General features: G+C 63.4%; 10 protein-coding genes. 1 reads left to right on the top strand and 9 read right to left on the bottom strand.

Annotation, left to right across the window (positions count from 1 at the left end):
• Positions 1-157: 157 nt before the first annotated feature.
• Positions 158-2614, top strand: a complete 2457-nt coding sequence (locus ACFCU0_RS04610; protein ID WP_434972493.1) for a GumC family protein — start codon at positions 158-160, stop codon at positions 2612-2614.
• A 49-nt stretch (positions 2615-2663) separates the two neighbouring features.
• On the opposite strand, the gene ACFCU0_RS04605 is transcribed toward ACFCU0_RS04610, so the two are convergent.
• From ACFCU0_RS04605 to ACFCU0_RS04565, 9 genes are all read right to left on the bottom strand, one after another.
• Positions 2664-3935 carry a glycosyltransferase gene (locus ACFCU0_RS04605; RefSeq protein ID WP_434972492.1) on the bottom strand — a complete coding sequence of 424 codons (1272 nt, stop codon included), beginning with the start codon at positions 3933-3935 and terminating at the stop codon, positions 2664-2666.
• A gap of 3 nt (positions 3936-3938) precedes the next feature.
• Positions 3939-5081 carry a glycosyltransferase family 4 protein gene (locus ACFCU0_RS04600; RefSeq protein WP_434972491.1) on the bottom strand — a complete coding sequence of 381 codons (1143 nt, stop codon included), beginning with the start codon at positions 5079-5081 and terminating at the stop codon, positions 3939-3941.
• Positions 5081-6229: a glycosyltransferase family 4 protein gene (locus ACFCU0_RS04595; protein WP_434972490.1), complete on the bottom strand. Its 1149-nt coding sequence runs from the start codon at positions 6227-6229 to the stop codon at positions 5081-5083. The genes ACFCU0_RS04600 and ACFCU0_RS04595 overlap by 1 nt, the downstream gene beginning before the upstream one ends.
• Before the next feature lie 54 nt (positions 6230-6283).
• Positions 6284-7468 carry a glycosyltransferase family 4 protein gene (locus tag ACFCU0_RS04590; RefSeq protein ID WP_434972489.1) on the bottom strand — a complete coding sequence of 395 codons (1185 nt, stop codon included), beginning with the start codon at positions 7466-7468 and terminating at the stop codon, positions 6284-6286.
• A gap of 43 nt (positions 7469-7511) precedes the next feature.
• Entirely contained in the window at positions 7512-9002 is a 1491-nt protein-coding gene (locus ACFCU0_RS04585) for an O-antigen ligase family protein (protein ID WP_434972488.1), read from the bottom strand.
• A gap of 62 nt (positions 9003-9064) precedes the next feature.
• Positions 9065-10174 carry a glycosyltransferase family 4 protein gene (locus ACFCU0_RS04580; protein ID WP_434972487.1) on the bottom strand — a complete coding sequence of 370 codons (1110 nt, stop codon included), beginning with the start codon at positions 10172-10174 and terminating at the stop codon, positions 9065-9067.
• Positions 10171-11319: a glycosyltransferase family 4 protein gene (locus tag ACFCU0_RS04575; RefSeq protein ID WP_434972486.1), complete on the bottom strand. Its 1149-nt coding sequence runs from the start codon at positions 11317-11319 to the stop codon at positions 10171-10173. The genes ACFCU0_RS04580 and ACFCU0_RS04575 overlap by 4 nt, the downstream gene beginning before the upstream one ends.
• A gap of 50 nt (positions 11320-11369) precedes the next feature.
• On the bottom strand, positions 11370-12167 hold the full coding sequence (locus ACFCU0_RS04570; protein WP_434972485.1) for a class I SAM-dependent methyltransferase: 798 nt from the start codon (positions 12165-12167) through the stop codon (positions 11370-11372).
• Positions 12168-12214: 47 nt separating this feature from the next.
• The gene (locus ACFCU0_RS04565; RefSeq protein WP_434972484.1) at positions 12215-13372 is read right to left on the bottom strand and encodes a glycosyltransferase family 4 protein; all 1158 of its coding nucleotides are present in this window, start codon (positions 13370-13372) and stop codon (positions 12215-12217) included.
• Positions 13373-13385: the final 13 nt, after the last annotated feature.

The raw sequence follows: 13385 nt of genomic DNA, 5'->3' as shown, positions 1-13385 counted from the left end.
GTCCACCCGTGGGCCTGTCCAGAAGAGCAATTCGGATGTATACGCAGGCGCACCGTGCCCGTGAATTCGATCGATTATTCTGACCTGCAGGCGTTGCGAGATTCATCGCCTCGCTCCTCCTGTCCCGCGAACTGCCTGCACCAATCGACCTGATCCGATGTCGCACCGGAATCTACCCAGTGAGTCGTCTGAAGGAGATGCGTCGCCGGCCCCCAACACTGGAGGCGCCTCGTTCGCCAGCCGAACGCGGGCCGGTCAACCCGAGGACGCGCGACTGGATCTGTCGGGGCTTCTTGCCACGCTCCTGCGCCAGCGATGGATGATTTTGACGACGTGCCTGGTCGTCACCATTGCGATTGCCGGGTACACGTACACGCAGGCGCCCGTCTACGAGGCATCGAGCCTGGTCCGGGTCGAACCCGACGGTAGCGCATCCAGGGCAGTAACGGAACCGATCATGGAGGACGCATCCATCCAGTCGTCCCGGAGCCTCTCCGCTGAGATCGGCGTTCTGCAGAATTCCGTTGACATCGCCCGGCGTGTCGCTGAGCGACTTGCAGACCGATCTGAAGGCAACGCCCGCGGCTTTCCGGCTCTCGAGGGAACCGGAAAGGCCTCCGGTGGGGCGGCACGGCGTATTCTCGACCAGGTCGACTTTCGTCCTCGACCGGACCGAAATATCATCGAAATCACCGCTGAAAGTCGCGACCCCGAGGAGGCCGCAGCCCTGGCAAATCTGTACGCGCAGGCGTACCGTGCCCACAGCCAGAGGCGTGCTCGCTCCAGCCTGAAGGCCGCCCGTGCATTTCTCAACGATCAGGTTCAGGAGCAACGCGAAAAGGTGCGGCGACTTGAGGACACATGGCAGTCGTTTGCACTCAACAACGAACTCGCGCAGCGTGGACAGGAAGGTAGCCGGCTCGCAGCTCAGTATAACGAATACACGTCCCGACGCGACCGGCTCGCGTTCGAGCTCGAAAAAACGCAGACCGAGCGCGAAATGCTGCGCAGTCGGCTCGAAGAGGTTCGTCCGGACCTCGAACAGAGCGTCATTGCCAATCAGAAAACTTCCCGGCTGAGGACGGAGATCGAAGCATTAGAAGAAACAATCGCTCGCCTCCGCGCGGAGGAGGCATCCTACTTCGCGTCCAACCCCGACCTGAAGGGCGACAGCACGCGGATCCGGCACGAATTTCCGGACCTCGCACGTCTCCGCACGCGTGTCGCATCGCTGGAGAAGCAACGGCAATCGCTGACGAAAAGCCTTGTGCGCACAGCATCGGGCGACAGGAGCGAGGGGGTCGATGCGGACCCGATCGGAACGGTCGCAGAGCTCCGCCAGCGCATCACGGAGAAGACGATCGCCGTAGACCAGTTGCAGGCGCAGATCGACGCACTCGATGAGCGAATCGCCGGCTACGCCGCTGAACTGGACGAGGTCCCGCAGCAGCGCGTGCGCCGAGAGCAGATCGAGCGACAGATGCAGCAGGCGCGCGCCTTCCACGAAACCATCAAGAGCGAACTTCAGAAACTGACGGTCGCCCGGGAGTCCGAGCTTGGCTATGTCAGCGTTGTTCGGAGCGCCTTCGTTCCGTCCGCTCCCGTTCGACCGGATCTGCTGCAAAACATCGTGCTGGGTCTTCTACTCGGTCTCGGCTTTGGCATCGGACTCGCCTTCCTTCGCGCCTCCATGAATACCCGCATCCGCAAGCCGGAGGACGTTCAGCACCAGGGCTACAACTTGCTCGGCGCAATTCCGAGCATGGCGCCAGAGATTCGGCGGGACTACGACGGACGTGACTTCATCGACGTGGAAAACCGCACGCTGAGCACGCGCCTCATGCCACTGCTCAACCCGTGGTCATCCGTGACGGAGAACTACCGGCTCGTCCGCGCAAACATTCAGGCTCGAGACGATGCGTCGGATACGCTGCTGGTCACCAGCGCACGGAAAGGAGAAGGAAAGACGGTCACCGCCGTTAATTACGCTCTGACGGCCGCGCTGAGTGGGGACCGGGTTCTCCTGATCGATGCCGACATGCGAAAACCGACCGCTCACAACGTCCTCGGCATGCCCCGCGGCCCCGGGCTGTCCGACATGCTGTCTGACACGGGCGACGCGTCTCGCGCGCCTTCCGATCACGCGGGATTGGAGCTGTCAGGCGAGTTCCCGGAAGACGGGTCTGCGGTGTCGCCGTTTTGCTGGCGTACGCCGGTGGAAGGGCTGCACTTCGTTCCCGCCGGCGAAGCGACCGATGCGCCTGCGCGGACGCTCGAGTCGGATAGCATGCACCATCTCATCGCTTCCGCGCGCAACCAGTTCGATGAGGTCGTTATCGACACACCGCCAACGGAGGCGGCGAGTGATGCCGTCGTGATCGGTTCGCAGACAGAGGCCAGTGCCGTTGTCGTCTCCGAAGCCGAATCGGATGCCCGCGCGCTGCAGGCGGCGGTCCGCTCGCTCCGTTCCGCTCGCGCAAGCGTCGCCGGCGTCGTCGTCAACCGCTTCTGCGGCAACGGGGAGTGGGAAGACGCATCGTTTGCCTCTTCGTACTACGACTACGACGATGAATACGCCAAATACCGCCTGGCGGCGTCTGAACGAACGGAATAATTGGCGCATACGGATGCGGGTCACGGTCCGAACGGCTCCTTCCGGGTTCCTACCGGTGGGGGTCCGGCAACCGCGGCGCGTGCTTCCCTGCGGATGGTGCCGGCCGGTTTTTCGCCAGCACGTCTCGTAGGTGCCGATCCACATCCCGGAGCATGGCCACGCGTGAAAAACGCACCTCTGCCTCTTGCCGCGCCCGTTCGACCAGATCGTCGTCCCTCGCAGTCAGCACATGATCGACCGCATGCGCAAGAGCCTTCGGGTCTCCTGCCGGGACGAGACGACCGGTTTGCCGGTCGTCGATGATTTCATCCGGTCCACCGCCCTTCGTCGCCACGACCGGGGTGCCGGCCATCATCCCTTCGATGATGACACGACCAAACGGCTCAGCAGACGTGGACGTGTGAAGGACTACGTTGACGGCTTTCATCAACCGGGGAATGTCGGTTCGAAAACCGAGCAGGTGCACCCGGTCTGTGACGGCGCGGCGCGCGGCCATGGACCGCAGATGTTGCTCGTACGCATCCTCCCCGAACATGGCGTCGCCAACGAGGAGCAGGTGCGCGCCTGGAAGGTGATCGACCGCTTCGACTGCGACGTGCTGCCCCTTCCACGGCGCCAGCCTGCTAAACACGCCCAGCATCGGCGCATCGGCCGGAATACCGAGGTCACGCCGCAGCGCATCCGGTTCACCGACCGCCTCATCGAATGGCGCGGGGTCGATCCCATTATAGGCGAGGGCCGTCCGGCTCCCATCTCCGCCTGCTTCGATGAACGCCGCACGCGTGGCTTCGGAGTTAACGAGGACGCCGCTGGCAAACAGGTTCGCCCAGCGGGTGGCAACCCACCGATTAAGACGGCTAAAATGATCCTCCGTTAGCAGATCGTGCAAGCACCAGACGAGCGGGGTCCGCGTCCACGCGGCCGCCGGGCCGGCACAGATCATTGCCTTCTGTGAGTTTGCAAAGACCAGGTCATACGATCGAGCGTGACGAGCGATGGCCATGGACACCTTGACGAGTGCAGGTACCGCCGCGACGGCTCGCCTCAGCGAACTCCCCTTTCGCACATTGTGCAGGGCCGCCGGGCCTTCGACAAGATGGACGGGGATGCCACGATCTTCCAGGCGGGGGCGCAGGGGGCCATCCTGGAATAGAAGCGCGGCTGCCGTGGCCTTGTACGCTTCGGCAACGTCGCTAACATACAACTCGGCGCCTCCGAGAGCGGCGGTATGGTCGACAAACAGGATTCGGGGACGGTCCTCTCCCTTCCGTCCCTGGCCTCTCGTAGTACGTGACGTCGGCGGTTTGGTATACTTAGACATATGCTACGTGGCTTTCTGGTAAACGTCGTGCACCTGCCGGGCAATGACAGGCCAGCTATACCGCTTGCATGCATACTTCCGGCATGCCCGTGCATCCGGGATGTGGCTTCGACCGACAAGAGCGAAACGGAGTCGATCGGCCAAAAGCGCCGGTGCGGCATCAGGAACGATGAGGTCCTCGGATAGATCGCCCACCACCTCCGGCAGCCCCCCTACTCTCGTCACCACGGGTGGCGTTCCCGAAGCAAGCGATTCGATCGCCACGAGCCCGAATCCTTCGTGCGCGATCGTGGGCACGACGGACAGGTTCGCCGCTCGGTATGCGAGCGGCAGCAGGTGTTCGGGAACGAAATCCAGAAACTCGACGCACCCGGACAGACTGCGTGCTTCGACGCGGGCCTGAAGGTTGTCTTGCTGCGGTCCGGTCCCGGCGATGTAGAGCTGAACGTCCGGGACCTTCTTGCGCAGGTGCCCCATGGCGTCGATGAGGCGGTGCACACCGGTGCGCTTGACGAGGCGGCGAACCGTCACGAGGATGGGGCGATCCGCCGGCCACCCGAGCCGTTCGCGGGACTCAGAAACCGACCGGCGCGGCTCGAACCGGTCCATCTGGACGCCGCCCGGAACGACGTCGATACGATCCCGCGCGATGTCGTACCGTTCTGCCAGTTCATCGCAGAAGGCGGTGGACAGCACGATGAACCGGGTGCCACGAGCGTACGCCCACTCCTCTACCCAGCGTTTCACCCGCACCTTCCAGGCCGACTCACCTTCAAAATCCGCCTCTCTCGCCCATGGCCCGTGAAAGTGAACAACGACCGGACACCCGTCGGGCGCCTCCGGCAAGGACGCCGTGTACAGCGGAAAGTGCGGAGCCAGCAAGTCTACGTCACAGCCGGAGAGTCGGGTCTGTACGTGTCGCCGGAGCGACCAGATGCGCATGGGCAAGGCGTCCGAGGCCTCGGCGAAGGCCGTGACCTGCGGTGGGGCGTCCGGGAGATTGTCCGTACCCGTGACGAGACCAGAGACGCGTATTCCTTCACCGGGAAGGTGGCGGATCAGGCCGTGGACCATCCGCCCCACGCCGCTTCCAGGCGATTCCGGCAGCCACTCCATTCCAACTTGCAGAGCGTGCATCATAGACATCAGCAGTGTGCTCTGATCGTTTCGACGAACCGGTCTGCGAGGGCCTCGTGGGTGTGCGTGTTCAGGACGTACCGACGCCCCCGGGCGGCCAGACGATTGCGGAGTGACTCCTCCCTGACGAGTCGGCGGAGGCGTTGTGCACACGCCCGGGCGTCCCCTTCGGCAAAGATAAGGCCGCCTCCCGTACGGTCGATCAGGCGCGGGATCTCGCCGGAGTCCGATCCAAGCACCGGCGTGTCAGCCGCGAGCGCCTCCACGATAATCCGTCCGAACTGCTCCTTCCAGTCGGGCTGGGTTTCCGAGGGGAGCACCACCAGGTCGAGACTAGCAAGGTACGGCGGAATGTCTGCATGGTCCACGTAGCCAAGGAAAGTCACCCGGCCGTCGATGCCGAGGCGCGTAGCAAGGCGGCGGAGATCATCCGTGTGCGCGCCGTCGCCAATCAACACGAAACGCCATGGGAGGTCACGGCAATGTGCGAGCGCCTCCAGGCACGTGCCAAGGCCTTTCTCCTGGACAATGCGTCCCACAAAGCCGATGACGACCTGCGCGTCGGGCAGCTCGACAGCGGGCAGTGCGCCGTCTCGCTCGTCGGCGTCCTCCCCGCTCACCGGCTCAAACCGGTCGGGATCGACCGCCGCCGGGATAATAGGCGCTGGACCTGCATACCCCTTTTTTCGAAGCACATCCCGGGCGCTCTCAGAGCCTGAGACGGCGAAATCACTTTCCCGGAACACCATCTCTTGCATCTTACCGAACGGGGGAGGGTACGTCTTCCGGATATTCTGCCAGGTAAAAAAGCCGATCGGGCACCGTGCCGTGAGACGGTTCGCAAGGTAGATCTGCCCGGTCGCGGCCGCATAGGGTTCATGATGGACGTAGATCGCATCCGGGTTGACATCGCGGAGCAGCGAGAAAAAGGTCGTGCGGTAAAGGTGCAGCGGCACGTTTCCCGATAACCAAACCGGTACCGGGTGGAGGCCCCCGTCAAACGCCGGCCACCGCTGGATTGTCTGTTCGCCGTACGCCGTTTCCCAGGTTGACGGCGAAACAAGCGTCACATCCCATCCCGTCTGCCGCTCCACTTCCGCGTAGAACATTTGGTTGATCGGAGTGACGCAGGCGTGACTGACGACCAGAAGGTTCATTCGAATCGATGGGTCTCGAATCGGGATGCAAGCGAGAACGGCAGTACAGTCGACTTATGGAATGACAACCGTCGCTTCACGACCGGGTGCATGTCCGTCCCGGACAGTTGCGTCGTTTGGTGCACCCAGGCGTGCGATCAGGTTGAGGTACCGTCGCGCCATCCGACTCCAAGAAAGCTCGATCGCCCGGTCCCGGGCAGCTGACGCCATCTCCGCTCGCCGGCTCGGGTAGTGCACAAGCCAATGGAGGGTGCGGGTGAGCCTGTCGACGTCGCCAGGATCGGATAGAATCACGCCCGCTTCTCCGTTGACCAGTTCGGCCCCTCCGGTTGTCGACGCCGTCACCACCGGCAGCCCGGAAGCGAGTGCTTCCAGCAGGACGAGTGAGCAGGCCTCGTATCGAGACGGAAAAACGAAGAGGTCCGCCGCGCGCATAAGATCGGGGACATCGTCTCGAAAGCCGAGAAACCGCGTCCGATCCGCGACGCCCAGCTGTTCGGCCTGCTCAGGAAACGGGCTACCCGACGTGTCACCCGCGACCGCAAGGTGAAGATCATCTACGCGAGCCAGGGCAAGGAGGACGGTGCCCAGGTTTTTTCGCGGCGTCCGGATGTCTCCCGCGAAGAAGGCAAGCGGGACGTCTTCCGGGAGCCCGAGCGCGGACCGATCGGCGGACCCAGGCTGAAATGCCTCGAGATCGACCCCGTTGTGAATAACCCGAACGTGCTCCTTCGAGAGACCCTGATCGATGAGTTCCTGCTTGACCTTCTTGGAGACCGCCACGATGACGTCCGCCCGGGGCAGCATCCGTTTTTCCACACCGGCGTTGAATGCCGAGTACACGTACTGGTACCATCCGTAGGGGCCGTCGTAAGCGCGCGCGTCATGAACAGGTGAGCATCGCCACGCTGAATGGACGAAGTGGACGATGTTGACATCGACGCTGTACCAGGTATTGCATCCGTTCCCCACCACGATATCAAATGATTCCCCGTTGCGTCTCAGCCACTGCGTCGTCCGCGCTGCAAAGCGGATCCCGCCGGGAAGCGCAGCAGGTTGGTTTTCGTTTGGCATCTGGACGTGGGAGACGTGCGGGTGTGCGCGCAGTTCGGCGTCGACCGTATGGGCGAGGCAGGTCACGCGGTGGCCGGACTCGGCTGCGTGCCGCGCGATTTCAGCGTTTACGCGCCCCTGCCCTTCTCCGGCAATGAGTCGATTGGTTACGATGCAAAGATCCATAGCGTACAGATTGGTCAGCAGATCCAGCGGCACTGGAAACGGTTCAGGCGCGAGCCGGCTTCGGTGATCGCTCGCTGGCTTCGATCGAGGCGCTCGGTGGGCCGGACCCGTCCTTCCGTGCGGCGCTGTACATGCGGTCGAGCGCGCCCACACAGAACCAGAGAAGCGGCGTGGCGACGTAGTGTCCCGGTTTTAGCCAGCTAAAGACCGAGAAGACGAGCACACCGCCAATCATCAGCCCGGCGATGCTGCGCCGTCGCCGCCAGTACGCGATCGCGAGGTAGGCCGTATACCCCAGAATCCCGAGGTACACGAGCCCGCCCGGAACCCCCAGGGCGATGAACATATCCGTCATGTCTTTCTCACTTGAGAAACCGGTCCCTCCGAAGCGGGACGCGGCCAGCGTGACGTAGCCGACGCCGTGACCGAGCGGCTCTTCCATGGTCCGGACGCCGGCGATCCGGAACAGATTGAGGTGAACGGACGCGGGCCCGCCCGCCTCCCCTTCCGGGATCAGGTCGGCCTGACGCTCGATGGTGTGGTGCGCCCGGGTGGTGCCGTCCACCTGGCTGACCTGCGTGAGAATGTAGACGAGCCCGAAGAGGCCGACCGTCACCGCCACGGCAAAGCGGGGAATCCAGGCGCTCACGTTCCGCCCCATCACCGTCCACATGATGCCGGCGGAAACGATCAGGAGCAGCACCGGTCCCCGGGTCCCGGTCAAGAACAGGGCAACGAAGAGAATACAGATTCCCGAGAGGGCCAGGATCGGGGATTCTCTCTTTAGGACCAGAGCGAAGAGGGCGACGATGGCAAAGCCGAGATACCGACAGTATTCCGTGATATTGGCAAAAACGGATAAGGGCCGGAGGTACGACTCGCTGGGGCCGAGCGCCGAGTAGCCAGCCGTTCGATACCACTCGAGCTGGTACTCTGGGTATCCGTGCGCGACCTGAAAGAAGCCGAAGAGAGCCGCGACGCCGGCCAGCGGAACGACGAGGCGTAGGAAGAGCGTCTGTACGAACGCGTCGCTTCCGAAAGCATTTCCGACACAGTACCACAGGAGCGGAACGATCATCAGGCCGGCACCCGCAACGCCGACAAGGAGTCCACCCTGACGGGGGTTGAAGATCTGAGCGACCATGATGCCGATCAGAAGAAGCATCCCCCTGGATAACGGGGTGTCGAATCGGAGCCGGTCGTCGGTAAATGCCGCCGCTGTGAAGAGGATAGCAGCGACCGGGCTGACGACCAGCAGGGGATCCGCCCCGGACCAGGCGTCGAACGCGAGGACCCATCGGCGCAGATCGCCGAGCACCGTGAGGTATCCGAACGTAGCCAGGATCGCCCACCGCACGCTGAGGCAGGCCAGGCCGGCAATCGACGAAAGGGCGACCACGGCAAAGGCAAGTCGCACCTCCCCTATCACGGCGAGGATCCCGAGGGGGATCGCCCCGAGACCCGCGACGCCGTACAGCCATGGGGCCGAGTCCGCATTCGTCGTCGGTAAATACTGCCGGAGAGCGGTCAGCATGAAGGCCAACCAGATTCATGAACCGAAGAGGACAATGAGCGGTCGACAGCCGGACAACGGGTCTATCGGATGATCCGCTGCAGCGTAGTTGTGAGCTGACGAGCAAAATCGTGAGCCGAGAACGCCTGCGCGCGCTTCTGACCGGCGGCCCCAATGCGCCGGGCGGTCGCTGGGTCGTCGAGGAGGGTGCGAAGATGCCGCGCAAGGACCCGTGCGTCCCCGTACGGGGCCTGCAAGCCGTTCACTCCGGGGTCGATGATTTCCGCCGGTCCACCTGACGCCCCGGCAACGACCGGTTTGCCGAGGGCCATCGCTTCGATCACCACCATTCCAAATGGCTCGGCGTCAGAAGCATGAATCACGACATCCATAGCCTGCATCCACCGGTGCACATTTGACTGATGTCCGACCATAGATAGAGAGCTACCGATGGCGCGATCGTGCACCCGACGCTTCAGAGTGTCAGCGTAGTCCGCCTCATGCGGGTGCCGGCCGCCGACGATGACGCCTCGCGTTTGCGGATGCGTTTCGAGAACAGCTGCCAGCGCGTCGACGAACGTGTGCATTCCCTTCCACCGCTGCAGCCGGCCGACCATGCCGACGATCGGACCCTCAGCAGGGAGGTCGAAGTCCCGTCGGACGGAAGTCGGGGACGGCAACGCGTCCGGGTCGAACGTCTCGAGATCGACGGCGGGATGAACGACATGCGTCGGGCGATTGGGCCACAGCGACGACTGCATCTCCGCGACGTGGCGACTGCATGCTATCACTGCATCCGCGGGCTGTAGCGTGACGAGCCGATCCATCCACCCGAGGGACGGCGCGCCGTGCTGATACCATGCGGCCGCACATCCCGCCCATTGGGCCGCCCATCCGCCGTAGATGTGCGCCTTCGGCATCCAGCTGAATATCAGGTCGGTCTCGGTCTCATCCGCAATCGCTGTGACCGAACGAACGGCCCGTAGCAACGCGAACGGCTTCTTCAACCGGCCTGCTTCTACGACGCGGGTCTTGATTCCGCGCTGCTCCAGATCCCCGCGAAACGGGCCATCTTCCAGAAACAGCACGTTCCATTCCGGTCCCATATCGGTGGCGTGCAGCAGGAATCGGTTCAGGAGCTCTTCCGCCCCTCCCCGCCTCGACGCCACCGGCATCAGAACCAGTACGTTCATGTCTGAACGGTCTCGCACAGATGATTGAGGAGACGGTCTGCAATGACATCGAAGGTATAGTAGCGATCGTATACGGCGAAAGCCGCTTCACCGATAGCCTGCCGGCGGTCCGCATCCGCCATGAGGTCGCGGGCGGCCCCCGCAAAAGAGGCGGGCTCGTCTGCCGGGGCGAGACGCGCCGCCTCACCGTTGATTCGCTTCAGTTCAGGGTCGGTCAGCGGGCCGACGGTCGAGACGGTGGGGGCGCCGTGTTGCAATCCCGTCATGAAGGAGCCGCGTCGCGTCGAGACGCCGTCCACGAAGGGCGCGAGGTACACATCCATGGCTTGAAAATGGCGAGATACTTCCTGGGCCGGCAGACACCCCGCCGCATGCACGCGCCGATCTCCCATCGCGTGCTCGAAGTCGGTTCCGTCGGGACCGATGTAGAGCAGCAGAGGATCCGGATGGGCAGCCGTAGAATCCGAGCCGTCGCCGATCGCATCGTACGCGGCCCGGATGTGCGTGAGAAGCCGTGACGCATGCAGCGATCCGAAGACGCCCACCACGGGCGTCCGAGACCCGATCTTGATCTCTTGTCGGATGGTCCGTCGGTCACCCTCTACTCGGGGGATGTTCGATCCGACCGGCAGGTGATGCACGGGCGTCGATGGAAACCACGAGCGGTACCGGTCTGTCCAGGGACGAATGGAGAAAAAGATGCGATCGGACAGCGCCCCAAGGCACCAGAACTGAGCCCGCTGCCAGGTCGTCATCACCCCGTTCGCGATCGATGTTACCGGGACGAAGTCTTCGTGGAACAGCACCGCCAGCTTCATCGATGGGTGCCGCTGTTTCAGGCGGTAGAGGGCGAGAGGAAGGAACGGGTTCAGTCCCCAGCGCCCGTAACTGAATTGGTTGAACTGTACGATCAGCCAGTCCGGCGGCATCGTTCCGACGGAATTGACGATGTCGAGGATGCCCCTCCGAGGCGGCAGCTGGAACGCATTCACCACCTCGACGCCCGGCACGGCGTCGGCCGCATTCTGCGACGTGCGAACACGCACATCCACGCGCTGTCGGAGAGCCGCCGCAAGCCGCGCGGTATGATCTCCGATGCCGTCCGTTGCAGGAGGCATCTTGGGAAAGACAAGATCAATCTGCATGTGCGAGATGCATCGGATTCGCCGAAGCGAGCGTAGTGCTGCGAGCATGTTCAGGTCGCGGTAATCTCGACCACCTGCCGGTAGCTGTACCGGCGCAGGGCCGGCACCCAACGGTGGAGCATGTCGTCGAGCGTCCTGAGACTGGTAGCCAGTTCCTCCGGCGACCGCGCGGGGGCGAGCACGTAGGGGATCAGCATTTTGAAGAACACCATTTCCGGAACGTGCACCTGAACGTCGAATGGGCGGCGCAAGGCCTGTACCTCGCGGGGTGAGAGCGGGTGCTCGTCCTCGTCGCCGTATTTCGGAATCCCGAATCGCCCCGCCAGATGCCGTCGGCACCACATGAGAAGATCACTCCGGGCGGAGTTTTCCAGGAACAGGCCGCGTCCATTCGGTGCCAGCACCTCATCGAGGGCATCGACGAGGTCCTCGAACGGTTCGACATGGTGAAGGACGAACCGCCCGGTGACCTGGTCGAATGAACGGGAGAGGCGACCGATATCCAAAGCGTCTCCCTGCCGAACGGTGACGTCTGCCGCGACGTCGTTGTGTCGAGCGTTCTTGCGGGCGACTTCGACGGCTTCGGGAGACACGTCGATGGCCGTCACATGGGCACCCTTCTGTGCAAGATAAACGGCGAGGTGTCCGGGACCCGACCCGAGCTCAAGGACGTTTTCGTCCTCGACGTCGTCGAGCCTAGACACGAAATGCCGGTGCGTAGGCCCGCCCCGGTCGACGAACGTCGTGGGGTCGATGGTTTGGGGCGAGCGATCGTCCCAGACGCTGTTCCAGTGCTGTCTGGCTTCCGGCCGCTCATCGGCGACGGACGTGAACTGCGCGTTGACCATGGTGGGGGATCGACCAGTTCAACTCGTGACACTTCCGAGAGAGATGCTCAACGGCGCATGAGCCCGTTCGCCGTTGTGACGGTGGATCGGTACAGGTCCATGATGTTGGATACAAAGTCGTCCATGGAGAATCGGTCCCGTGCGATGGCTCGAGCTTGCTGCCCCATGGAGGCTGCCCGTTCTGGGTCCAAGGCCAGCCGGTCGATGCATTCAGCCAATTCGTCGACGTCGCCGGGGGAGACCTGCAGGGCAAACGGATCGCGCGCATATTCCGAGATGCCGCCGACCTGACTGGCGATGACAGGTCGCCCGACGGCGGCCGCCTCCAGCGTCACCAGCCCCGCCGGCTCATGCCAGAGGGACGGCACGACCACAGCTCTCGCCTGCTCGATCAGCCGGTACACGTCGGCCTCCTCCACCCAGCCGTGGAAGGTAATCCGGCCGGTGAGACCAAGGTCCTCTACGAGAGCCTTCACCTTCTGCATGTAGGCGATGTCGCCCGTCCCCGCGACGTCGAGGAATACCGGAACATCGGTTTTCGGCAGTGACCGAAGCAACCACTCCACGCCCTTCTTCGGCTCGATGCGCCCGGCGAACAGCATCCGGGGAGGATCCTTGTGCTGCAGCGGAGCCGGCGGCCGATTCAGGTCCGGCGCCGGGGAGTGAATGACCTTCAGGTGGTCCGGCATGCAACCCGAACGGATCATGCGCTCTTTCACGAAGCGGCTTACCGTCGCAGTTGGGATCTTGGCCGCAAGCTCATGCTCCGTTTCAATGCGGCGGAAATTGTTGACCACGTTTCCCGGTCGGCGGCTTCCGCAGTGGTCGATGAGATGGCCCCAGAGGCATCCGGATACGCTGTAATCGCGGTTACACGGCCTTCCGGACCGCTTCAGGAAGCGGGAGCCCGAGGGACAGGACCCTTGGTTGCCGTGCATCGTCCGCACCGTGGGTACACGATGCTCCGGCAAGTGGCGGATGCGACGGTGGAGATGAAGCACATCCAGCCTTCGTTGCTGGGCGGTCTCGAACAGATCCACGTCTCCGTTCACCTCGCGCACGGACGGCAGGTCACTCCCCTCACCGTTCCGGCACAGATACTCCACGTCGTGCCCGATGTCCGCCTGGGCGTTCCCCAGACGACGCACGTACGAGGCGATCCCGCCTCTGGCACCGGGTTGATACGTATAGTGACCGATCTTCATGGAACGAACGTCT

The organism is Longibacter sp. (assembly GCF_051155795.1).
Lineage (GTDB): Bacteria > Bacteroidota > Rhodothermia > Rhodothermales > Salinibacteraceae > Longibacter.
The sequence above is the reverse complement of the archived record's forward strand: the minus strand, read 5'-3'. Positions and strand labels throughout refer to the sequence as shown.

Excerpts from the sequence above, each read along its gene's own strand:
- ACFCU0_RS04585 (WP_434972488.1), bottom strand. The coding sequence starts at position 9,002 with ATGCTGACCGCTCTCCGGCAGTATTTACCGACGACGAATGCGGACTCG.
- ACFCU0_RS04580 (WP_434972487.1), bottom strand. The coding sequence starts at position 10,174 with ATGAACGTACTGGTTCTGATGCCGGTGGCGTCGAGGCGGGGAGGGGCG.
- ACFCU0_RS04565 (WP_434972484.1), bottom strand. The coding sequence starts at position 13,372 with ATGAAGATCGGTCACTATACGTATCAACCCGGTGCCAGAGGCGGGATC.
- ACFCU0_RS04600 (WP_434972491.1), bottom strand. The coding sequence starts at position 5,081 with ATGTCTATGATGCACGCTCTGCAAGTTGGAATGGAGTGGCTGCCGGAA.
- ACFCU0_RS04570 (WP_434972485.1), bottom strand. The coding sequence starts at position 12,167 with ATGGTCAACGCGCAGTTCACGTCCGTCGCCGATGAGCGGCCGGAAGCC.
- ACFCU0_RS04595 (WP_434972490.1), bottom strand. The coding sequence starts at position 6,229 with ATGAACCTTCTGGTCGTCAGTCACGCCTGCGTCACTCCGATCAACCAA.
- ACFCU0_RS04575 (WP_434972486.1), bottom strand. The coding sequence starts at position 11,319 with ATGCAGATTGATCTTGTCTTTCCCAAGATGCCTCCTGCAACGGACGGC.
- ACFCU0_RS04605 (WP_434972492.1), bottom strand. The coding sequence starts at position 3,935 with ATGTCTAAGTATACCAAACCGCCGACGTCACGTACTACGAGAGGCCAG.
- ACFCU0_RS04610 (WP_434972493.1), top strand. The coding sequence starts at position 158 with ATGTCGCACCGGAATCTACCCAGTGAGTCGTCTGAAGGAGATGCGTCG.
- ACFCU0_RS04590 (WP_434972489.1), bottom strand. The coding sequence starts at position 7,468 with ATGGATCTTTGCATCGTAACCAATCGACTCATTGCCGGAGAAGGGCAG.